General features: G+C 48.7%; 19 protein-coding genes. 4 read left to right on the top strand and 15 right to left on the bottom strand.

From position 1 onward, the window contains the following. From DFR42_RS24715 to DFR42_RS24735, 5 genes are all read right to left on the bottom strand, one after another. On the bottom strand, positions 1-4,527 hold a 4,527-nt coding region (locus tag DFR42_RS24715), incomplete at its 3' end, for a DUF4347 domain-containing protein (protein WP_170133671.1). Between the two features lie 2 nt (positions 4,528-4,529). After that, positions 4,530-5,378 carry a sulfotransferase gene (locus DFR42_RS24720; RefSeq protein WP_110257737.1) on the bottom strand — a complete coding sequence of 283 codons (849 nt, stop codon included), beginning with the start codon at positions 5,376-5,378 and terminating at the stop codon, positions 4,530-4,532. Between the two features lie 624 nt (positions 5,379-6,002). Continuing rightward, entirely contained in the window at positions 6,003-7,049 is a 1,047-nt protein-coding gene (gene pbpG, locus DFR42_RS24725; RefSeq protein WP_110257738.1) for a D-alanyl-D-alanine endopeptidase, read from the bottom strand. 182 nt (positions 7,050-7,231) lie between these two features. Continuing rightward, positions 7,232-7,927 carry a nitroreductase gene (locus DFR42_RS24730; RefSeq protein ID WP_110257739.1) on the bottom strand — a complete coding sequence of 232 codons (696 nt, stop codon included), beginning with the start codon at positions 7,925-7,927 and terminating at the stop codon, positions 7,232-7,234. A 4-nt stretch (positions 7,928-7,931) separates the two neighbouring features. Next, positions 7,932-8,363 (bottom strand): acyl-CoA thioesterase, encoded by a 432-nt coding sequence (locus DFR42_RS24735; RefSeq protein WP_110257740.1) that lies wholly within the window; start codon positions 8,361-8,363, stop codon positions 7,932-7,934. A 355-nt stretch (positions 8,364-8,718) separates the two neighbouring features. On the opposite strand from DFR42_RS24735, the gene DFR42_RS24740 reads away from it, so the two are divergent. Continuing rightward, on the top strand, positions 8,719-9,276 hold the full coding sequence (locus tag DFR42_RS24740) for a phasin family protein (protein WP_110257741.1): 558 nt from the start codon (positions 8,719-8,721) through the stop codon (positions 9,274-9,276). 118 nt (positions 9,277-9,394) lie between these two features. On the opposite strand, the gene DFR42_RS29565 is transcribed toward DFR42_RS24740, so the two are convergent. The 8 genes from DFR42_RS29565 to DFR42_RS24775 form a co-directional block, all read right to left on the bottom strand. After that, entirely contained in the window at positions 9,395-9,526 is a 132-nt protein-coding gene (locus DFR42_RS29565) for an MFS transporter small subunit (protein ID WP_211324415.1), read from the bottom strand. Between the two features lie 48 nt (positions 9,527-9,574). Then, positions 9,575-10,942, bottom strand: coding sequence for an OFA family MFS transporter (locus DFR42_RS24745; RefSeq protein WP_110257742.1), 1,368 nt, complete (start codon positions 10,940-10,942; stop codon positions 9,575-9,577). Positions 10,943-11,359: 417 nt separating this feature from the next. Then, positions 11,360-12,085 (bottom strand): ABC transporter ATP-binding protein, encoded by a 726-nt coding sequence (locus tag DFR42_RS24750; RefSeq protein ID WP_110257743.1) that lies wholly within the window; start codon positions 12,083-12,085, stop codon positions 11,360-11,362. Beyond that, positions 12,085-12,855, bottom strand: a complete 771-nt coding sequence (locus DFR42_RS24755) for an ABC transporter ATP-binding protein (RefSeq protein ID WP_110257744.1) — start codon at positions 12,853-12,855, stop codon at positions 12,085-12,087. The genes DFR42_RS24750 and DFR42_RS24755 overlap by 1 nt, the downstream gene beginning before the upstream one ends. An 11-nt stretch (positions 12,856-12,866) precedes the next feature. Beyond that, positions 12,867-14,057, bottom strand: coding sequence for an ABC transporter permease subunit (locus tag DFR42_RS24760; protein WP_110257745.1), 1,191 nt, complete (start codon positions 14,055-14,057; stop codon positions 12,867-12,869). Between the two features lie 11 nt (positions 14,058-14,068). Then, on the bottom strand, positions 14,069-14,998 hold the full coding sequence (locus DFR42_RS24765) for a branched-chain amino acid ABC transporter permease (protein ID WP_110257746.1): 930 nt from the start codon (positions 14,996-14,998) through the stop codon (positions 14,069-14,071). A gap of 541 nt (positions 14,999-15,539) precedes the next feature. After that, a complete protein-coding gene (gene ispH / locus DFR42_RS24770) occupies positions 15,540-16,478 on the bottom strand; it encodes a 4-hydroxy-3-methylbut-2-enyl diphosphate reductase (RefSeq protein ID WP_110257747.1) in 939 nt (312 codons plus the stop codon). Positions 16,479-16,487: 9 nt separating this feature from the next. Further along, entirely contained in the window at positions 16,488-16,943 is a 456-nt protein-coding gene (locus DFR42_RS24775) for an FKBP-type peptidyl-prolyl cis-trans isomerase (RefSeq protein ID WP_110257804.1), read from the bottom strand. A gap of 96 nt (positions 16,944-17,039) precedes the next feature. Here DFR42_RS24775 and radC point away from each other — a divergent pair, with 96 nt between their 5' ends. The 3 genes from radC (at position 17,040) to rpmG (ending at position 18,381) form a co-directional block, all read left to right on the top strand. Next, positions 17,040-17,714: a RadC family protein gene (radC, locus tag DFR42_RS24780; RefSeq protein WP_110257748.1), complete on the top strand. Its 675-nt coding sequence runs from the start codon at positions 17,040-17,042 to the stop codon at positions 17,712-17,714. Between the two features lie 237 nt (positions 17,715-17,951). Then, entirely contained in the window at positions 17,952-18,188 is a 237-nt protein-coding gene (gene rpmB / locus DFR42_RS24785; RefSeq protein WP_110257749.1) for a 50S ribosomal protein L28, read from the top strand. 25 nt (positions 18,189-18,213) lie between these two features. Further along, the gene (rpmG, locus tag DFR42_RS24790; protein ID WP_110257750.1) at positions 18,214-18,381 is read left to right on the top strand and encodes a 50S ribosomal protein L33; all 168 of its coding nucleotides are present in this window, start codon (positions 18,214-18,216) and stop codon (positions 18,379-18,381) included. An 82-nt stretch (positions 18,382-18,463) separates the two neighbouring features. Here the strand turns inward: rpmG and DFR42_RS24795 are convergent, their stop codons facing one another. Both DFR42_RS24795 and DFR42_RS24800 read right to left on the bottom strand, forming a co-directional pair. Beyond that, the gene (locus tag DFR42_RS24795; RefSeq protein ID WP_110257751.1) at positions 18,464-21,754 is read right to left on the bottom strand and encodes a response regulator; all 3,291 of its coding nucleotides are present in this window, start codon (positions 21,752-21,754) and stop codon (positions 18,464-18,466) included. A gap of 93 nt (positions 21,755-21,847) precedes the next feature. Further along, the gene (locus DFR42_RS24800; RefSeq protein WP_245937076.1) at positions 21,848-22,885 is read right to left on the bottom strand and encodes an HD domain-containing phosphohydrolase; all 1,038 of its coding nucleotides are present in this window, start codon (positions 22,883-22,885) and stop codon (positions 21,848-21,850) included. Positions 22,886-22,909 lie beyond the last annotated feature (24 nt).

The following is a 22,909-nucleotide window of genomic DNA, read 5'->3' on the forward strand; positions in this document are numbered from 1 at the left end:
AATGGTGTCACCACCGACGATGTTGACGGCGGAGACTGATAAAACGCCAGTCGCTGCATCGTAGGTGGAACTCAATATGCTGGGGGCAGCATTGGAAACGGTGATGCCGTTGCCTGTCAGATCCTGAATGTTGCCGCCGGTAATGACGCTGTTCCAGTCATCTGCTGCAGAAAGATTGTAGACAGTGCTACTGACTGAGGACGTACCGTTTTTGTTCAACAGAGCATCCACTGCAGCAATATCCGCACCCGCCAGTGTAAAGGTAAAGCTGTTGGCGGAGGTGACTTCAACATTGCCGGTGGTGGAAAGAGTACGGGTTGCGCCGCCTTCACCTGTAATTGTTAATGTCGAGATCGTGACGTCATTCGTCGCACCGATGGTTTTAACCAGGTTGGTGCCGGTGACAGTAAAGACGTGGGTTGTACCATCGTACGTTGCGGATGTGATCGTTGGGGCTGTGACGTTGGAAACGGTCACGCCATTGCCGGTCAAATCTGCACTGGATGTGGTGGTGGCGTCCCAGGAAGCAGCAGCGGCGAGATTGAAGGTGGTGGTATCAACTGCTGTCGTGCCGTTATTGTTCAGGATGCCGTTGATGGCCAGTTTGTCGGCGGCATTGAGGGTGACAGCAAAGGCAGTCGAACTGCTGGCAGTGACGTTAGCAGTGGTCAGGGTGTAGGAACCACCCTGGCCTGTGATGGATAACTTACTCACATCGATGGTGTCGCCACCGACGATGTTGACAGCGGAGACTGATAAAACGCCAGTTGCTGCATCGTAGGTGGAACTCAGGATACTGGGGGCAGCATTGGAAACGGTGATGCCGTTGCCAGTTAAATCCTGAATATTGCCGCCGGTGATGACGCTGTTCCAGTCATCGGCTGCGGCGAGGTTGTATGTCGTCGAACTGCTGGCTGAAGAAGTGCCGTTTTTATTGAGCAGGTTATCGACAGCGGCAATATCAGCACCAGCCAACGTAAAGGTAAAGCTGGTGGCGCTGGTGATTTCGACATTGCCAGTCGTGGACAAAGTACGGGTGGCGCCGCCTTCACCAGTGATAGTCAGTTTGGATATCGTGACGTCGTTGGTGGCACCTATAGTCTTGACGAGGTTGGCGCCGGTGATGGTGAAGACGTGGGTCGTACCGTCGTAGGTCGCTGAGGTGATCGTTGGGGCGGTGACGTTGGATACGGTGACAGCATTGCCGGTCAGATCGGCACTGGATGTTGTTGTCTGATCCCAGGATGCGGCGGCTGCGAGGTTGAAGGTGGTGGTATCAACCGCTGCTGTGCCGTTGTTGTTCAGTATGCCGTTGATGGCGAGCTTGTCGGCGGCGTTCAGCGTGACGGAGAAGGCGGTCGAACTGCTGGCGGTGACATTGGCAGTGGTGAGAGTATAAGAACCCGCCTGACCAGTCAGGGACAGTTTCGATACATCAATGGTGTCGCCACCGACGATGTTGACGGCGGAGACCGATAAAACGCCAGTTGCTGCATCGTAGGTGGAACTCAGGATGCTTGGTGCGGCATTCAATACCGTAATGCCATTGCCAGTCAAGTCAGCGATGTTGCCGCCGGTGATGACGCTGTTCCAGTCATCGGCCGCAGAGAGATTGTAGGTGGTGGAACTGCTGGCGGAAGACGTGCCGTTTTTATTGAGCAGGCTATCGACGGCAGCAATATCCGCACCGGCCAAAGTAAAGGTAAAGCTGGTGTCTGATGTGACTTCAACGTTGCCTGTCGTGGACAGGGTGCGGGTGGCTCCGCCTTCACCAGTGATGGTCAGTTTGGAAATCGTGACGTCATTCGTGGCACCTATGGTCTTGACCAGGTTGGTGCCGGTGATGGTGAAGACGTGGGTGGTGCCATCGTAGGTTGCTGATGTTATCGTTGGCGCTGTGACGTTCGCGACAGTGACAGGGTTTGATGTGTCGGCTAATGGTCCCTGCGAAGCATCCCAGCCAGCAGCAGCGGCCAGATTGAATGCAGTGGTATCAACAGCCGTTGTACCGTTATTGTTCAAGACACCGTTGATGGCCAGCTTATCAGCCGCGTTCAATGTTATTGAAAAAGCTGTCGCGCTGCTGGTCGTCACATTCGCCGTCGTCAGCGTGTAAGAACCGCCCTGCCCTGTCAGCGATAGTTTGGAAACATCAATGGTGTCGCCGCTCGCCATATTGGTGCCGGTGACAGACAGAATGCCAGTGCTGGCATCGTAGGTGGCACTGGTGATGGTCGATGGCAAACCGGCAGAAGTAAAGGCCCAGGTGGAACTGGAACTGATGCCGGTAAATGACTTGCTGCTACTGTCCAGGAACGAACCGCTGTCTATCAATACATAGTAGCCTGTCTTGCCAAGGAAATTGGCAGCAGGATTAATCGTAACCTTGCTATTGGCACCACCCGTACCGCTGCTAAAAGTCACCTTGCTGGTATCGTTGGCAGCGATGGTTTCAAGCACCGCATTGTCTGACTGGCGGTAAATGACGATATTCTTGGCGGCAACTGCTGTAACCGCCGTACCAAAATCGATCACCAGATCATAGTTGATGGGTACATCAATAACGCCATTTGCGGGGGAAACCACTCCACCAAAATTGAAGCTGCCATTATCGGAAGATTCATAGGCACCAATATCAATTGTGCCACCTCGGTTAAATCCACGTGCATCCGTCGTAGGCGCACCAGTTGTGGTGCCGGCACCTACGGCACTACTGCCGCCAGCAATCGAAATGGTTTTTACCGGCCCGCCATTGTAGGCCAACGTACCCATGCTCGGGACGGTGGAAATAGTACCGGTCAGGTTACTGATGGTATTGCCGCCACTATTAGACGCGGTGTAAGTGCCAGCCGTGGTACCAAAAATATTATTGGCGCCATTGACAGTCAGGTTGCGCCCAAGGACCAGATCGGCGCCATTATTGCCAACTGCACCGGTACTTGTATTGTTCGCAATCAGATTGTTCGACAGCGTAATCACACCAGGCGAGCCGTCTACATGCAGGCCACCACCATCCGCAGATACCAGGTCTGCATTGACCGTTGATTTGCCGACGAAATGGTTGCCAACAATGGTGTTATTGATGATGCTGCCAGCGCTTCCAGAGAAGGAAGAAATCTGCAAACCACCTCCCTTGCCTGCCACCACATTGCTTGTGCCACTGGTGTTATTGGAGAAGGTGTTATTGGTGATCGTAAAGTTACCGGCACCAATGATTCCGAGTGCTGCCCCACCACCGCCTGTAGCTGCAGTATTGCCTTCAAAAGTGTTATTCAGCAATGTGACCGAATGGGCAGACAGATTAATGCCGCCACCCGCGCCGGTAGTAGTATTGGATTGAAAACTCGAATTGCTAACGATGATACTACTATTGTAATTGCCGTAAGAAGAAAGACCACCACCGTACCCAGAAGAACTGGAATTTTTAATGACTACGTGATCGATGACTACGGCACCAGTACTGGACACGATGATGGCACCGCCACCACGGGAGAGAGAGTAACCAGTTGCGGTGGTATTGCTCGCGTTGGTCAGCGTCATACCTGAAATATTCAATGCCGAAGTATTGGCCGCAGCGTAATTATCCGCCCGAAAAATCTGTGAGCTATTGTTGCCGCTAATGGTCAGCAAATTACTGCCTGGGCCAATAATACTGAAGGCATCGGCATCACTGGTGCCACCGACCTCTAGCGCTCCACTGGTCAGGGTAATGGTGCCAGCACCATTGGCAAACAGGGCTGGATCAAATACGATGGTATCGGCAGCACCGTTGCCAGTCGCGTTCAGCACGGCGTCTCGTAACGAGCCTGTGCCACTATCGTTCAAATTAGTAACGGTAATGGTCGCGAGGTCGTAATGATATTGTTGGGCAGCTATTGCAGTAGTCTCTACCACGCCACTATGATATTCCAGCACCCAATCACCATGTACACCCGTGTCATTGGTCGATGCAGCGACATCTGCACCTGTCGCTTTAGCCAGTTGATTCACAAAGCTGGTGCCAGTATCGCCTTTGGCAACATCACAGCCATACAGCAAAATATCAGCCCCTGGTGCCATGGCTTTTTGTATCGTCGCAAGGCTGGATTGATAGTCTGCAAGGTTATACGAAGACAGCATGGTATTGCCAAGCACCAGATAGCCTTCACCACCATGTGACACAATATGGACAGCAGTGATATCGGCCTTGCCTTGCAAGGCATCGGCCATTTGCTGTACGCCGTTCTTTAACGGATCAAGCGTAACAACTTCGGTACCTGGTTTGAGATTGCCAACCAGGCCTTGCCAGTTTTGTAGCGTGGTATCAACAAACACCACTTCATGGGGCGTTGCGGCAGCGACAGGCGCAGGTGCGGCAATGGATGGTGCGGCTGCCGTTTGGGTAATGACGGGAACTGCTGGCGCAACAACTGCAGTAGCGACAGATGGCAAACCATCTGTCAGACTTGGATGTAGAGGGTGAAATGCAAAACTTGAAGATGAACTGGCTTCAGAAGTGGCTGGATTCAAGGAATTAGACGGTGTCATCTTCATTTTTCAGTAGAATTTGGAACAAATTTGGCGGTGATTACATTGGCACGGCTACCGGTCGTATCTTTCCAGAACGATAGCTGGCTGTATTGCTGAAACAAATCGGGAGGCAGTATGGTGTCGCGGGCTTGAAAGCTAACTGCTGGCCTGACCTTGTGCAGGCCACGCATGCCTAAAGGCGCATCAAATTCTGGGGCGTCATACTGGATATTCTGAAAGTCGTGCTCGAATGGTTCCGCACCGATAAAGTCATAAATCAGAGGCAGCACTTTTTGCGGTGCCTGCGCCAGCAAGTCATAATCGATGAGCAGCATGGACGCTGCATGTTCGCTGTAAAAAGCACTCTTCAGTGCAGCCCAGGGGTAACCCACCATGCGGTTACGCTGTGCCAGGGTCTCTACCCGGCTGTAGACCGTTGCACGCTCATTGTCGTCATTGAACAGGCGTGTGATTTCGTATGGGTCAGCCGCGTATTTACGTTCTATGCTGTCCATCACCCAGGCGACATTGCGCACACAGGCAATCACCTTGGAACCGGGAAACTGATCCATGAGCATGGGTAAATGGGCAGTCCACATGCGATTGGTATCAAACACCACGCTTTTATCCGCGTGCTCGGCATAGTAAGAATCAAACAGTCCGCGAACCAGACGCTTGCGTTCTGCCTTGGTAATCACCGGGCCAAATTCTGTTCCTGCGCCAAACTGATGCAACATGCTGGTATATAAAGTACCTACTGGACTGGTCATGCCAGCATGAAAGCGCGGGTTTTGCAGTAACAAAGCGGCCAATAAGGTAGAGCCGGAACGTGGCAGGCCTGAGATAAAGTGATAAGTCGGTGTCGTCATTATTTGAGGCAGATAAAACTACTACTGTTTGAATGAAGTTCTCAAAAAAACTGAGCAAACGATCGCAATATTAAAATAACATCGAAGCATTGATCAAAGAAAATCCAACTACTGTTTTCAATCCTTGCCATCGCTAGCTTTGAGAAACAGTCTCTTGATTAAAAGATAGGCAAAATGCAAGACAATACCCCAAAAGGATTTAAATATTTATTTTCAGAAAAAGCAAAATGTGAAATATAGTTAAAGCCACCCAGTAATTGCCTCGTTAATGAAAAGTCGCTGTATTTTCCCAACAAACTTGCCCATCCAAGTCGGCAAACCTTAGCGTATTTCTTAAAAGGAAGTGACGGCAAGGCTTGCCACATTTCGGGGAAATGCAGCTACTTACACAGAATCAGGTCGCACCTGAAGACATGGGCTCATATCCAGCGAATGGCAAATACCGAAAATTCATCAACTAAATTACTTATTGTAATCAAGCATCGTAAGAACCTCGTAAGACTGCTGATTCCAGCTTTTGCCCAGACTTAATGTTTATTGGCAAAAAAAAGCCGCCTGTTAAGGCGGGCATAATAAGATTTTTTCTTGCGTACTATATTAATTGCAAGCTGCATTTAATACTGTTCAGACGTGCGGCTTAATCGTCTCCAGCCATTTTTTCATGCGGTCCGCATCCGCCAGGCGTGAATACTTACCCTTGGAATCTAGAAAAACCATCACGATGTTGCGTCCTTCGATAATCGCTTGCATGACCAGGCAACGACCCGCTTCGGAGATATAACCGGTTTTTTGCAAGCCAATTTCCCAGGCGGGGTTGATAACGAGTTTGTTCGATGTGCCATATTCCAGTGGCTTGCCACCTGGGGCAACAACGTATTTCGAATCAGTAGAATACTGCCTGATCACAGGATGCTGGTATGCCGCATTGACCAGCTTGACCAGATCACGCGCGCTGGCGCGATTTTGACTGGAAAGCCCGCTGGAATCAACATAATGTGTATCTGACATGCCCAGTTGCTTGGCCTTGGCATTCATGGCAGTGACAAACGCAGACAAGCCACCTGGATAATTACGGCCCAAGGCAGAAGCGGCACGGTTTTCAGAACTCATCAGCGCGATATGCAGCATATCCGAGCGTGACAGTTTGGCACCTATCTTCAGGCGTGAGCTGGTATTTTTTTCCTTGTCGATGTCATCATTGGTGACTTCGATTTGCTCTTCCATATCCTGATGAGCTTCTACCACAACCAGGCTGGTCATCAATTTGGTGATCGAAGCGATAGGCAGGGAGACATCAGAATTTTTTTCAAACAGAACTTTGGAGCTGTCCTGGTCAACAACATAGGCGACGTTCGACTTCAATTCCAGCGGATCCTGGGTATATTTCAGGCCTACGCTGTCACCTATGCTTGGTTTTTCCGGCATTTCACGGACAGCAGCAATGCGTTCGGTAATGACTTTACGCTTGCCGTGCACCATGACGGTACGCTTGACCAGTTTGCCAGATGCTGTGTGAATGATAATTTTCTTTTGGGATGCCACATGCGTCTTGCCATGGGCAGCATGTTTTTTGGAGGAGTGCTTGTTTGAGTGGTTGGCAGCCAGCACGCTAGCCATGGGCAAGAGTGCGATGAGCGAAAAAACCACTGCATGTCGGGCAAATTTCACCATTCATTACTCCAGATTAGATATGCCAAAAAGATAGTGCAGTGTAGCAAAATTCGGAAATTCCGCAAGGAAAATAAGGAGTTACAGACGCTTATTCATTCAGCGCCTTAAACAAATTTGCAAAATTTCGTTAAATTTTTGACTGAATTTTACTCACACATGCACGTGCATATTGAATAAATAATTTATTCATCCAGAAAGCGTGTGAATTCTGCAACGGCAGCACGCTCAGTCACCAGGGTGTTTTCTATCTTGCTGTAATCGCCATAACCCAGCGACATCCCACATACCAGCATTTCATCCTCTGGGAGTTGCAATTGCTCCGCGATGATCTTGTGATACTGAGTGAATGCTGCCTGCGGACAGGTGTCGAGGCCACGGCCACGCGCTGCCACCATGATGCTTTGTAAAAACATGCCATAGTCCAGCCAGGAACCTTGCTCCATCACTCTGTCTATAGTAAATATCATGCCAACAGGTGCATCGAAGAATGCATAATTGCGGCCATGCTGGGCATGCATGCCAGCCTTGTTTTCACGGCCCAGACCTAACAGGGCATATAAATCCCAGCCAACCTTGCGGCGGCGCTCAAGATATGGGGTCACCCATTTGACCGGGTAATAGTTATATTCCTGCTCATGCCCACCCTGCCCTTCAGTATTATGTGCAGCCAGGATGGCGTCAGAAAGTGCATGCAGGCGGGCACCGGTCAGCACATAAACCTTCCATGGCTGGGTATTGCTGCCTGAAGGTGAACGAGCCGCCACTTCCAGTATTTGCTGGATATCTTCACGTGCCACCGGTTGAGGCAAAAATGCACGGATGGAGCGGCGAGAAGTGATGGCATCATCCACCGCCTGTTGTATTGTCGAAGTGATCATGAGACTACGCCTCTATGGTTTGCAAAAGCTGGCGCATGGCAGCAGGAATGGCGGTCGGGCGGCGATTTTCCCTGTCGACATAGACATGTACGAAATGCCCCTGTGCCGCTGCACTGTCTTCGCCATTCTTGAAAATACCGACTTCATAACGGACGCTGGAATTACCCAGCTTGCTGACGCTGACACCAGCCTCTATCACATCAGGGAAGGCGACAGATGCCAGATAATTGCACTGGGTTTCTATGACCAGGCCGATGACGGGGCTGTTTTCTATATCCAGCACGCCATTGACGATCAAAAACTGGTTCACCACCGTGTCAAACCAGCTGTAGTAAACGACGTTATTGACGTGGCCATATGCATCGTTATCCATCCAGCGGGTCGTGATGGTATGGAAATGCTTAAAGTCTTTTCTTGTTTTTGCTGTTATCGCCATCGCTTGCCCTATGGATGTTCAAAAAAATGAATTGCCCTGAGGTAAATCTACGAACGAAAGTCTACCATAGCCCGGCCACTTCATTTTCTGGTCATAATTACCATACATAATTGCCACAGGAAAAGTGTTTATTCATTTCTATTTTCCTGTTTGCGTATTTGTAACAAGTATTTTGAAATGCATAATTATTATATTGCGACGCACAAATTTGTCTTGACTTCAATTAATGAATCAATAGAATGTGGCTTATTGCATCGCACAATTCCATGGTTTATAAATTAAGTTTAACGCTGCAACATTCCACTTAGCAATCGCCAGGTTTCTTGTATTTCACTTTCCTACTTAGGAGATTTCCATGTTTACTGCACCTGAACAACTTTCTGCCGCAACCAAAGCCAATTTCGATGCACAACTTGCCCTGTTTACAAATCTGACAGGCAAAGCGTTTGAAGGCGTAGAAAAATTCATCGAATTGAATTTGAATGCCGCCAAGTCTTCACTGGAAGAAAGCTCTGCAGCGACCAAGCAATTGCTGGCTGCTAAAGATCCACAGGAATTCTTCAATCTGTCCGCTGCACAAGCCCAGCCTACAGCTGAAAAAGTATTGGCTTACAGCCGTCATCTGGCCAATATCGCCTCCACCACACAAGCAGAATTCACGCATGCGGCTGAGGCACAAATTGCCGAAACCAATCGTAAAGTCTTGTCACTGATCGATGAAGTATCCAAAAATGCACCTGCTGGTTCCGAGCAATTTGTTTCCTTCTTCAAAACATCGATAGACAACGCAAATGCCAGCTACGACCACATCAGCAAATCTACCAAGCAAGCAGTAGAAGCACTGGAAGCCAATCTGAACAATGCCGTGTCTACAGCAGCAAAAGCAGCAACACCTAAAGTCGCAAAAAAGTAAGTAACACAAAAGCAGACAATTAAGGATCGCAGGGAGCTCCCCCTCCCTGTCTGATCACTTGAAAAGTAAAAAAGCCCCGGCTCTTAAGACCCGGGGCTTTTGCTTTTGCAAGAGCAACTCAGGCAAACATGGCCATGACCTTCATGGTGGTTTGCCATACGCCCCAGCCCAGCGGAATGCAGGCCAGAGTCCAGTAAAAAATGATTTTCCCTGTCATACTGGGATCAATATGCTGATTCACATCTTCCATGATTATTCCTTACTGTTCTTGATTGTTTTTAATTCCGGTGCCGATTATTTACTGTGTTGCCAGTTGCGCTGGCATTTGTTGATTGCTCGTTGTTTCAGGGGCTTTAACAAAAAGATTCAAGACAAATTCAGCTACCAGCAAACCACCCAGTACATATACGACGGTCGAATATGCGGCTGCATCAGCCAGACCTTGTGTCTTGACCAGATAATCACGCCCGGCATTGACAACCAGCGGGCCAACGACTCCGGCCATGGACCATGCAGTCAACAAACGACCATGAATCGCACCCACTTCTTTTTTGCCAAACATATCGGCCAGATAAGCAGGGATAGTGGCAAAGCCTGCACCATAAAAACTCATGACCAGGGCAAACAGGGCAACAAACAACAGCATATTGCCAGCCGCAGCAGCACCGGGTATCGCCCAATAGGCAAGCGCACCAACGCCGGAATACATGGCATAAGCCCATTTGCGGCCTATTTTGTCTGAGAAACTTGACCAGATAAAACGACCCGCCATATTGCACAGCGATAGCAAGCCGACAAAGCCAGCAGCAGCCGCAGCAGAAATACCCACCATCTTTTGTGCCATCAGTGAAGCTTGGCCAAGTATGCCTATACCTGCAGAGACATTCAGCAAAAGTATGCCCCACAACAGCCAGAATTGTGGCTTGCGTATAGCTTGTGCGACAGAGAAATCATCTGCTCCCTGGGAGGCAATATGCGCAGCTTCCAGCTTGCTGGGCACCCAGCCAGCTGGTTGATAGCCAGCAAAAGGCAGTCGTGCAATTCTGACAGCTGCAAGCTGGAAGCACAAATACAGAACAGCCATCGTCACGAAGGTAGCCGGGATACCGGCATATTGCGAACCTTCACTGAAATATTTCATCAGGTTCACAGCCAGCGGTGAACCAACCAGTGCACCGCCACCAAAGCCCATGATGGCAAGACCTGTGGCCATACCGCGCCTGTCCGGGAACCATTTGATCAGTGTCGATACTGGCGAGATATAACCTATGCCAAGGCCGGTACCACCAATCACGCCGTAACCAAGAATCACGATAGGCAAAGAGCCTGCAACCACGCCTAACGCAGATACCAGAAAACCGGCAAAGAAGCACAGGGCAGATGCCAGCATGGCCTTGCGCGGCCCTACCCGCTCTACCCACTTACCAAAGATAGCCGCCGACAAACCAAGGAAAATAATAGCCACTGAAAATATCCAGCCCACGCTGGTCAGACTGGCTCCCAGCACTTTGGCTAATGGTCCGTTGAAGACGGAAAACCCATAAGCCTGCCCCAGAGGGAAGTGTATCAACAAGGCAGCTGCGGCCATCAACCAGCGACTGTATCCAGGGGCTGCAGTAGCGGCCTCTTTGCTCAGTGCTGCATTTAATTTATCAGAAATCCCCATGCGCTTTCCCTTTGTTGTTTTATGTGAATGAATAAAAAATAAAGGGTATATATCTTGATGTAAATCAAGGTCAAGTTTGGAAACATGTGCTTGCAAAAAATAGTGGAAAATCTACATAAAAATACACTACGTCTGCAATTTTTCAGCTATGAAACAAGCGTTTTAAGGACGATTTTCCATGCACTATTTAATGGCTCATCAGCGGCTATTCCGGGACAAATCAGTGGCGAATAAATGAAGAATTTATGGCTAATCAAGCCTCTTAAATGAGGGAAGAATTCGATTTCTTGATATCACGATCAACAGCTTCCGCAGGAAAGCAGCAGACAAAAAAATACCTGCAATTACTTGCAGGTATTTGAAATGCCCTGACACTGGAATGCGCTGTGCCGGGCTTACCTTACTTCGTAAATCGTATCAGCCTTCACCCAGATAAGCGGCCTGGACTTTAGGATCATTCAGCATATCCTTGGCATTGCCACTCATGGTAATCGCACCAGAATCCATGACATAACCACGGTGGGCTGCCTGCAAAGCCAGTTTGGCGTTTTGCTCAACCAGCAGGATGGTAATACCCTGGGCCGACACATTACGCACGACTTCAAAAATCTTTTCCACCATGATAGGTGACAGCCCCATGGATGGTTCATCCAGCAACAGCAAGTTTGGATGACTCATCAAGGCACGTGCCATGGCCAGCATCTGCTGCTCACCACCGGACAAAGTACCTGCCAATTGGGAAGCACGTTCTTTCAGGCGAGGGAAAACCGTAAACCATTTTTCCACGTCGGCATTGATACCCGCTTTATCGTTGCGGATATACGCGCCCATCATCAGGTTTTCCAAAATCGTCATGCGAGTGAACACACCACGGCCTTCCGGCACCATAGCCAGATGGTTTTTCACCATCTCGAAAGAATTGACGTTACGGATGGAAGCACCAAGATAATTGATCTCGCCTTCCACTTTACAAGCAGGCAGCGTGCCGGTGATGGCTTTCAATGTCGTGGTCTTGCCAGCACCATTGGCACCGATCAGGGTAATCAGTTCACCCTTGTTGACTTCCAGGTCTATACCTTTAACGGCCTTGATGCCGCCGTAAGCAACTTTCAGATTGCTTATCTTTAATACGTTCTCAGCCATTAGTGACCACCTCCCAAATACGCTTCGATAACTGCCGGATTTTTCTGTATGTCTGCTGGCAAACCTTCTGCAATCGGTTTGCCATAATCCAGAACAGTCATCCTGTCACATAATCCCATCATCAATTTAACGTCGTGCTCGATCAGCAAGATCGTCTTGCCTTCTGCCTTGATCTTGACCAACAACTCGCGCAGGGCAAGTTTTTCAGTCGCATTCATACCTGCTGCAGGCTCATCCAGTGCCAGCAGTTTAGGGTCGGTTGCCAGAGCGCGGGCAATTTCCAGACGACGTTGATCGCCATAGGACAGGAATTTGGATGTACGGCTGGCGAACTGGCCTATACCGACGAAATCCAGCAATTCCTGTGCACGTTTGCGAATGTCTGCTTCTTCCTTGCGCGCTGCTGAGTGACGGAACACCGCACCAAACACACCCTGATGGGTACGGATATGGCGGCCTACCATGACGTTTTCCAGCGCAGTCATTTCGCCAAACAGGCGGATGTTCTGGAAAGTCCTGGCGATACCCGCCTTGGCAACTTCATGCGGAGCCGATGGTGAGTAAGGTTTGCCATCCAGTTCAAATGTGCCAGTGTCAGGCTGATACAAGCCAGTAATGACATTGAAGAAGGTTGTTTTACCTGCGCCGTTCGGACCTATCAGGCCATAAATCTGGCCTTTCTTGATATTGATGCCGACATTCGACAGCGCCTGCAAGCCGCCAAAACGTTTATTGGCGCCTTCGATTTTTAAGATAGTCTGTTCAATCATCTTGATCTTCCTTATGCTGCCGCTTCGTTATTCTTGGCCATACGATCTTCATGCTTCGGTGCTGGCCACAAGCCGGCAGGACGATTAAGCATGACAGCAACCATGGCGAAGCCGTACAACAACTGACGCAATACTTCGGCTTCGATCCAGACTTTACCGAAGATCAGGTTTTGCACTGGTTCAACCACGTGACGCAATACTTCTGGCAAAGCAGCCAGCAATACCGCACCCAGGATAACGCCAGGAATGTGGCCGATACCGCCCAGCACCACCATCGCCAGAATCACAATGGATTCCATCAGGGAGAAAGACTCGGGAGACACGAAGCCCTGGAAGCTGGCAAACATCGCACCGGAAACACCGCCAAAAGAAGCACCCATGGAGAAGGCCAGCAATTTGACGTTACGGGTATTGATACCCATGGCTTTTGCAGCAATTTCATCTTCACGTATCGCTACCCAGGCACGGCCCAGACGGGAGTCTTGCAAACGCAGGGAGACGATAACAATCGCGATACAAAGGAACAGGAACAGGAAGTAATACGCATTCACCGAAGGCATGCTCATGCCCAGGAAATGCACAGTCGCGTTCGAACCTTCTTCACCACCAAGAGAGACACCGAAGATACGGATAGGGTCAATCATGTTGATCCCTTGTGGACCATTCGTGAAATTGATCGGTGCATTCATGTTGTTCATGAAAATACGGATGATTTCACCAAAGCCCAGGGTCACGATCGCCAGATAATCACCACGCAGTTTCAGGGTAGGCGCGCCCAGCAAGGCACCAAACAATCCTGCAATCGCTGCCGCAAACGGCACGATGACCCAGACAGACAAGTGGATACCGTTCTTGGTGATCTCAGGACCGAAAACAGAAACCAGGAATTCGCCCACGACAGGATAATTATTGACGAAGGATTCAAGGATAGTTGCAAACTGTTGTGATCCAAAAATCGCCGCCAGATAAGCACCAACTGCATAGAAAGCGATATAACCCAGATCCAGCAGACCGGCAAAACCGACCACGATATTGAGGCCCAGCGCCAGCATGATATACAAGAGCGCGAAGTCAATAATCCTGACCCAGGAATTACCAAAATTGGCCGCCACGAAAGGGAACAAGACCATAACCAGGCCCAGTATCGCAAAACTGGTGTAGCCCTTGGCTGGATTAGCTTTTACATCAAATATGGTTGACATTGATTTTCTCCTTACGCACGGTCAGCAACACGCTCACCCATGATGCCGGATGGACGCAAGGTCAGTACGATAATCAAAACGACGAAAGCAAAGATATCCTGATAGTGACTACCCAGTACACCACCAGTCAGGTCACCGATATAACCGGCACCCAGGCTTTCAATCAGACCCAGCACGATACCACCTACCATCGCGCCATAAATATTACCGATCCCCCCCAGTACCGCAGCCGAAAAGGCTTTCAGGCCAGGTACAAAGCCCATGGCAAACTGTGCGGACGAGTAGTTGGCGGCCCACATCACACCAGCAATCGCAGCCAGCGCGGCACCGATGGCGAAGGTAGCAACAATCACCTTGTTGGAATCAACGCCCATCAAACCAGCGACGCGTGGATTTTCAGCAGTAGCACGCATGGCCCTGCCCATCTTGGTTTTTTCAACCAGCAAGACCAGGCCTACCATCGCCAGCGTTGCCAGTATCAGCAAGACGATCTGGGTTTGGGAGATCACTGCACCACCGATTTGCACAGGGATGAAGGACATCACGGACGGGAAGGAAATTGGACTACGGCCCCAGATCATCATCGCGAAAGTCTGCACCAGGATGGATACACCGATCGCCGTGATCAAGGGAGCTAGTCGCGGCGCGTTCCGTAATCGCCTGTAAGCCACGCGTTCGATCAACAAGTTGACTGCGATACAGACAGGGATGGCACCCAGGATAGCGATGATAAGTTTGATGATGCCAGGCAAATCAGGCGCGACAACTTGCAATACCTTGATGATACTCAGGCCTGCCATCGCACCAACCATCAGTACGTCGCCATGCGCAAAGTTAATCAGATTGAGCACACCATAGACCATGGTGTAACCAAGTGCGACCAGGGCATACATGCTGCCCAGCACGAGACCGTTGATAATTTGTTGGATAAAGGTATCCATATTTTGCTTCTCACTTTAAGAACGAAACGAATTTCTGAAAAAACAGGAGATGAACTGTTTGCGTTTTGCCACCCTCTTACCACCCCGTAAAGGCACGTGGCAACAAGCAGGTTTCAGCAAAAATCATTCCTGATAATAAAAGCGGCACCCTGTGTGGGTGCCGCCGGAATTCGAACGCGCGCTATCCGAACAGGCGCGTCATCAAAGTAGAAGCAGTAATGGCGTAATCGATACACATGATAGAACTCTCCTCAGCAACTTTTGGTAAAAGTTTTTGTAATATATTTTGACTTAAAGGTTATCCCAGTAAAGTCGGCCGGATTATACCTAGTTTGCGCGTTTTCCCAGTGGTAAAAAAGCCACCGCAAGCTACGTACTTTCCACAAGTGCCGAATACCAGCATACACGTTTTGCCAAATCCGGCAAATACCGAACTTGATTGTGCCGCCATCTTAAACACGTTTTTGCAAAATAAAATATCGAAAACAACAGCCAAAACAATTTTTTAATCAAATACACTTACTTAAGAGAGTAACAAACATCAAATCTTCGGTGCAGCCAGGCCCTTGGGCATGGGAAAAGTCACTGATTCCTCCACGCCATCGAGTGCCCGCACACTGCGCGCGCCGAGCTGACGCAAACTGGCTATCACTTCCTGCACCAGCACTTCTGGTGCGGATGCACCTGCAGTGACACCAATACGCAGGCTATTTTCCAGCCACTCAGGCTTGATCTGGGTGGCGTTGTCGACCATATAGGCGGTCACACCTTTTTTCTCAGCGACTTCACGCAGGCGGTTGGAATTGGAACTGTTGGGGCTGCCAACCACTAATACCAGATCGACTTGCGGCGCCATGAATTTGACGGCCTCCTGGCGATTGGTGGTAGCGTAACAAATATCGCCCTTTTTTGGTTCACTAATTAAGGGAAAGCGCGCTTTTAAGGCATTTATAATTTCGGTGGTGTCGTCGACGGACAATGTCGTCTGCGATACATAGGCCAGCATGTCGGCATTTTTTACTTGCAAGCTGGCGACATCAGCGACTGTTTCGACCAGGTACATGCCCTCTTCTGCCTGCCCCATCGTGCCTTCGACCTCAGGATGGCCGTGGTGACCTATCATGATGATTTCACGGCCTTCCTTGCGCATCTTGGCTACTTCTATATGCACCTTGGTGACCAGTGGACAGGTTGCATCAAAGATCGTCAGACCGCGTGCCTCAGCATCCTGGCGCACGCTTTGTGACACGCCATGCGCTGAAAATATCAGGGTATTGCCCGGCGGGACGTCTTCCAGCTCTTCAATAAAAATCGCGCCCTTGGTTTTCAAGTCATTGACGACGTAGGCGTTATGCACAATTTCATGCCTGACATAAATCGGCGCGCCAAATTGTTGCAGGGCACGCTCGACTATTTCAATGGCACGGTCAACACCTGCGCAAAATCCGCGGGGCTGGGCTAATAAGATTTCTTTGTCCATAAGCTTTGATTAAAGAATCCCGATAATTTTTGTTTCAAACAGCACGGTTTGCCCGGCCAGAGGATGGTTAAAATCGAATAATGCACCGTCATCATCAAGAGCACGCAAGATGCCGGCAAACTTGCCGCCTGCGGGTGCAGCAAATTCAACCAGGTCACCGATCACATATTGCTCGCCAAAAGCAGAATTTTCTTTTAGTGTAGCCAGTGATACTTTTTGTATCAATTCCGGGTTGCGTGGACCAAAGGCTTTTTCAGGTGCCAGCTCTTGCGTAGTATGCGATCCTTCTTCCAGGCCCATCAACGATGCCTCCAGTTCTGGAGCCAGTTGCCCGGTCCCCAGTTGCAGTGTCGCAGGACGTTCGTTGAAGGTGCTGAGTATATCTTCACCACCCAGCGTCGCAAGGCGATAATGCAGAGTCAGGTAAGCGTTTGGTGTCACGGTAGGGATGGCATTGGCAGACATAATATGATGCAGTGCAAATAAGGCTGATAATTCGATATTGTAAGCCAGCTTTAACTTATTAAGAGGCAAGCTCACAATTCTATGGAGAAAACTTAGATGGCAATCAAGGAATGGCCGGAAGATCAGCGACCGCGGGAGCGACTGATCAAGCATGGGGCCAGCGCTTTATCGGACGCTGAATTACTGGCTGTTTTTCTCCGGGTTGGCGTCAAGGGCAAAAGCGCAGTCGACCTGGGGCGCGATATGATCAAGCACTTTGGCTCTCTTTCTGGCCTGTTCGCTGCCAATATGAAGGATTTTTCGTCCATACACGGGCTGGGAGCAGCCAAATATGCACAGTTTCACGCTGTGCTGGAGCTGGCCAAACGCGCTATTTCTGAAGAACTACAGGAAAATGCCTCACTGTCCTCGCCGCAGGCGGTCAAAAACTATCTGCAACTGATGATAGGCAATAAACCCCATGAATCTTTTGCCATCCTGTTCCTCGATATTAAAAACCGGCTTATCAAGGCTGAGGAATTATTTCGCGGCACTTTGAATCATGCCAGCGTATATCCTCGTGAAGTTGTGAAATCTGCCCTGCAACAAAATGCTGCTGCCATCATACTTGCGCATAACCACCCTTCAGGCTCTTGCGAACCCAGTCAGGCAGATATCAGCCTCACGCAAACACTGAAACAAGCCCTTGCGCTGGTCGATGTACGTGTACTGGATCATTTCATTGTTGCCAATCCCAATGTGTATTCCTTTGCAGAGCATGGGCTGATGTGAGTTTTTTTGATTTTCCCCCATGACAATTTTTGCGATGAGGCAAATCCGGCACACTGGCCTGATCTTATGTGAGGCAGGGTTTACGCCAGTGTTTACCAGCTGAAAAACCCAGAAAATCAAATTGTTAAATCAATTTTTCAAATAAGACACACTTGTTTTTCGCAAGTCGTTGATATTTCATGAGATTTTGTTTATACTTGCGTTTTTCCAATTTCGGAATCGTCTAAGGAGTTAAACATGGCACGTGTCTGCCAAGTGACTGGGAAGGGGCCAATGGTTGGCAACAACGTATCCCACGCTAACAACAAAACAAAACGCCGCTTTTTGCCTAATCTGCAAAATCGTCGCTTTTTCGTAGAATCAGAAAACCGTTGGGTTTCTCTGCGTTTGTCCAATGCTGGTCTGCGCGTCATTGACAAAATTGGCATCGATGCCGTTTTGACTGACATGCGTGCTCGCGGCGAAAAAGTTTAAGCTAAACTATTGTTAGGAAAATATCATGGCTAAATCTGGTCGCGACAAAATCAAGCTGGAATCGACTGCTGGTACAGGTCACTTCTACACAACCTCCAAAAACAAGCGCACTATGCCTGAAAAAATGGAGATCATGAAGTTCGATCCTAAAGCACGTAAGCACGTCATCTACAAAGAAACCAAAATCAAGTAATTCTGGTGAGTTTTGTAGAAATAAAAAAACCCTGCATTGCAGGGTTTTTTTATGCCCGGATACTAATAAACGCGCAATTTCATTAGCATTTGCGAGCTTCCAGTTTATGAAACAAATGCTCTAGAAATTTGCCCGACTCCAATTCCAGTAACTGGAAATGTCGGCTGGCCAATTCCAATTGGCCCTCCTTTGCACATAGTTCAATTCTTTTGGCATATTCCACTATTGGCGTAGCACCAAAATACCCGATAACACCTTTTAAGGTATGAGCAGCTCTTTGAAGGTCTGGCAATTGGCAAGCTTTCAAATTGAGGCCAATCTCTGCTATCTGAGCAGGAATATTGTGAAGCGCCAAAGCGCCAACAATGTCCAACACCTCAACGTCTGTCTTTTCCAATGCCCGGGCATAATCAAACTCTGGCAAAATTTGCAGGAAATCTTCTTGCCGGTCAGTTTCAACAATGCTGATCAACTTATCTCTGAACATAGAGGAAATGCTATGCATCAGCTTCGTCGATTGTATGGGTTTGGACAGATAATCATCCATGCCAGCAGCCAGGCATCGTTCCCGATCGCCTTCCATGACGTTAGCAGTCATTGCAATGATTGGTAAGTGACCACCAAACTGCGCTTCATGCGCACGTATGGCCATGCTTGCTTCTATGCCATCCATGACAGGCATTTGTATATCCATGAGCACGAGATCAAATTTCTCTACTGCAATTAAATTCACGGCATCTTTGCCATTGTCGCAAACCTTCACGCTATGACCAGCTTTCTCGAGAAGCTTTACAGCAAGTTGCTGATTGATTAAATTATCTTCCGCAAGCAAGATTGAGAGTTTTTTCGCAGATAACGCTGCACTGTCTGCAAGTGGCGATGGTTTAGAAACCATCGCTTTCTGCAATCCAAATGCGCTAAGAAGAGCGTCTTTCAGCTCAGGTAAGCGAATAGGTTTATTTAAATACAACTCAATACCTGCCATGCGACAACGGTCAGCATCACCACGTATGCCTGCAGATACCATCATAATAACTTTTGGCGAAAGCGGTGGAGTACATTCGGTCATACTCTTTTGCACCAAAAATCCATCCATACCCGTCATGTGGGCATCCAGCAATACCAGATCATAAGCATTGCCGCTATGCTGGGCGCGCTGCATCTCTTCCAATGCTTCCTGACCAGTTTCAGCACATACTGGATGTATGCCCATTTTAAGCAAAGAATCTGCTAAAAACTGACGGTTAGCAGTGCTGTCGTCCACAATAAGCACCTTGCCTTCCGGCAGGATGATACTCTGAGGCAAGGTGTTCATTCCATCCGTCGTCAGACGTATAACAAAATGAAAAGTACTGCCATGCCCGAGTTCGCTCTCGACCCAAATACGTCCCTGCATCATCTTCACCAGACGCGATGAAATAGAAAGTCCCAAACCAGTACCACCATATTTTCTAGTGATGGAATTGTCTGCCTGAGAGAATGAATCAAAAATACTGGCGATCTTGTCTTTTGGTATGCCAATGCCGGTATCAGTAACTTTAAAATGCAACTGCACATCTCCGCCAGATAAAGTTTCCTGCCTTACTTGAACAACTATCTCCCCACTGTCTGTGAATTTGATGGCATTACCGACAATATTGAACAAAATTTGTCGAATACGAACCGGGTCGCCAATCAGCTTACTACGACTGTCCACATCAGTATCAGCCACCAGTTCCAGCCCCTTTTGCTCGGCAGGGATGACTAATGTCCTCACCGCATCGTCAAGCATGTCAGGTAGATCGAACGCCACTTTTTCCAATACCAGTTTGCCTGCTTCAATCTTGGACGAGTCAAGTATATCGTCGATAATGGTTAGCAAGGAATCAGCAGATGACTTGATCAGATTGAGATATTGTCGCTGCTCCCGGTTCAGACTAGTGTCGAGCGCCAATTCAGTCATACCCAGAATTCCATTCATTGGGGTACGGATTTCATGCGACATGGATGCAAGAAACAGACTTTTCGCAACATTGGCTGCCTCTGCCATTTCTTTTGCGGTCAGCAATTCCTCCTCATGTTGCCTGCGTTCCGTGACGTCGAGTACGATACCTACCATGCGATTCGATTGATACGCTTGGCCTTGTTTTATTTCACCTACCGTTTGTATCCAGCATTCACGCCCATCCAATGGCCTCACGATCTTGTATTCGTAGCTGAATCTGGTGCGTAGTTCTATGGAATCAGACATGGCAACATTCACGTTTTCTCTGTCTGCAGGTGAAATCATCTTCAACCAATTGGCATAGGTTTTTTCAAAATCTGCCGGTAAGCCAAAGATAGCATCCATAGTGTCAGAACACTCAAATGTCTTATTCGCTATATCAAGCGAATAGCTGCCGATCTGACCTATTTCTTGCGATTGACGCAAAATAGCTTCGCGCTCCATCAGTTGCTGCTGTACCCCATCTTTGGCATTCAATGCCTTGAACAAAAGACTGAACAGGAACATGGCGCACAGGCTGATGACAGAGGCGACACTCAGCACCATATTTCTGTGTGCTTCGTAGGGTAGCAGGACATTTTTTACCGATTCGCCAATCAGAAAGGTCAATTTATGCTCTGGCATACGGAAATAGCCGTAAATCCGTTCAACGCCATCAATATTGGCAACGCGCCGAAAGTTTCCCGACAACCCTGGGGTGGGTGATGATTTTAGGAAACTGGTGTCAACGACCTTGCCCAGCATGGATTCCATGGCAGGATAGCGTGCCATGATCTCACCACTGTCGCGCAAGACAGTGACAGCGCCCTCATCTGATACATTGAGTTTTTTTGCCAGTGCGGTGAATTGATCCGGGCTGACAGAAACGACCAGTACCCCATCAAACTTACCCTGTCTGAAAATGGGACGGGTAAATTGTAAAGACCATTTTCCTGACACCTTGCCTTTCACAGGTTTGCTGATAAAAAGCGTATCGCGCTCAGGCATATCACTATGAACACGAAAATGTTCGCGCTGGCTCAAATCCACCTTTTCGTTAGGTTTAGACAGGTTTGAAAACTGCATCATGCCGTCTTTATCAATGACTGCTACCTGGAAGGAAATATCTTGCATGTTTTCCTGACGACGGCGCACCACATCGGCAAATTCTGCCCAGTTACCATTCCAGTCACTGCGCATATCCAGCAAAATTTCATTGAGGCGCTTGACGACAGACTGTGAATATTCTGCGAAAACCTGAGACTGTACATAAGTACGAACGTTGGCTTCTTGCAGATAATGGGTACGGCTGCGAAACAGCTCATAGACGACGAAACTCCACGTCAGCAACAGTGTCAGCACGACCATCAATATCAACTGTCGGCGAAATTGTTTTCTAGCCGTTTTCATTCGTTTTATCCGCAGAAATAGACATGTTAAATTTTCCAGACAAAGAATTGTCTAGCATTCGAATAGCACCCAGGCACGAAAAACAGACAGACATCAATCCAGTAGTTTTGCCTTCACCTCCATGACCTCATCCCAGGATTCGATAAATGCGGCAACACATACAGGGCAAAAATGACTACCTGCGTTATCCTGCAAAAATTGCTGAGCACTTTCATCAGACCAGGCTTTCTTGTAGGGGCGTTCTGAAGTCAAGGCATCAAAGACATCTGCGACGGCCACGATGCGCCCGGATAGAGGAATACTTTCACCCACCAGCTTGTTTGGATACCCCGTACCATCGTATTTTTCATGGTGTGTTCTGGCAATTTCCTCTCCCAGTTGTATCAACGGGGCAGAACTACCCGCCAGTATCACTGCTCCTATCTCTGCATGTCTCCGCATGATGATCATTTCTTCTTCATTCAACCTGCCTGGCTTCAATAAGATATGATCTGGAATACCCATCTTGCCAACATCATGCATAGGTGCTGCATCGAGCAATAGTTGCTGAAATTCGACGGATAAATTGAGTTTTTTTGCAATAATCCGTGAGTAGTGCGCCATTCTCTGCACATGCGCACCGGTCTCGGGATCACGAAACTCTGCGGCCTTGGACAAACGCACTATCAATTCGCGTTCCCTGTCTATAATTGCAGCAGTCGCTTGCCTTACTTCGTGCTCAAGCAACTTGGCTTTATCCTTGATCAAATTCTGCGAATGCCGCAAGGCAAGCAAGTTTCGTATGCGGCTACGGCATTCTGGAACGTCCACCGGCTTTGCCAGAAATTCGGTGGCCCCCAGTGAGAGGGCTTCATGCCGGACAGTTTTCTCATTTTCTGTCGTTACCATGACGATGGGAACATCGACACAATGGGGCAACTTTCTGACAATACGGATAAAGTCATGCCCGTCAAGTCCTGGCATCATGTAGTCGACAAGAATAAGATCCGGCGTATTTGACTGACACCATTCTGCGGCTGTTACTGGATCATCAAAACTGACTGCAGGAACACCACTGACCGACTCGGTCAATGTCGCCAGTAACAACAGATTGACGGCATTATCGTCAACAATCAATACTATAGGTTTCACAGTCATCCTTTTCCTTGTTCAGCC

It is taken from the genome of Undibacterium pigrum, from assembly GCF_003201815.1.
GTDB classification, from domain to species: Bacteria; Pseudomonadota; Gammaproteobacteria; order Burkholderiales; family Burkholderiaceae_D; genus Undibacterium; species Undibacterium pigrum.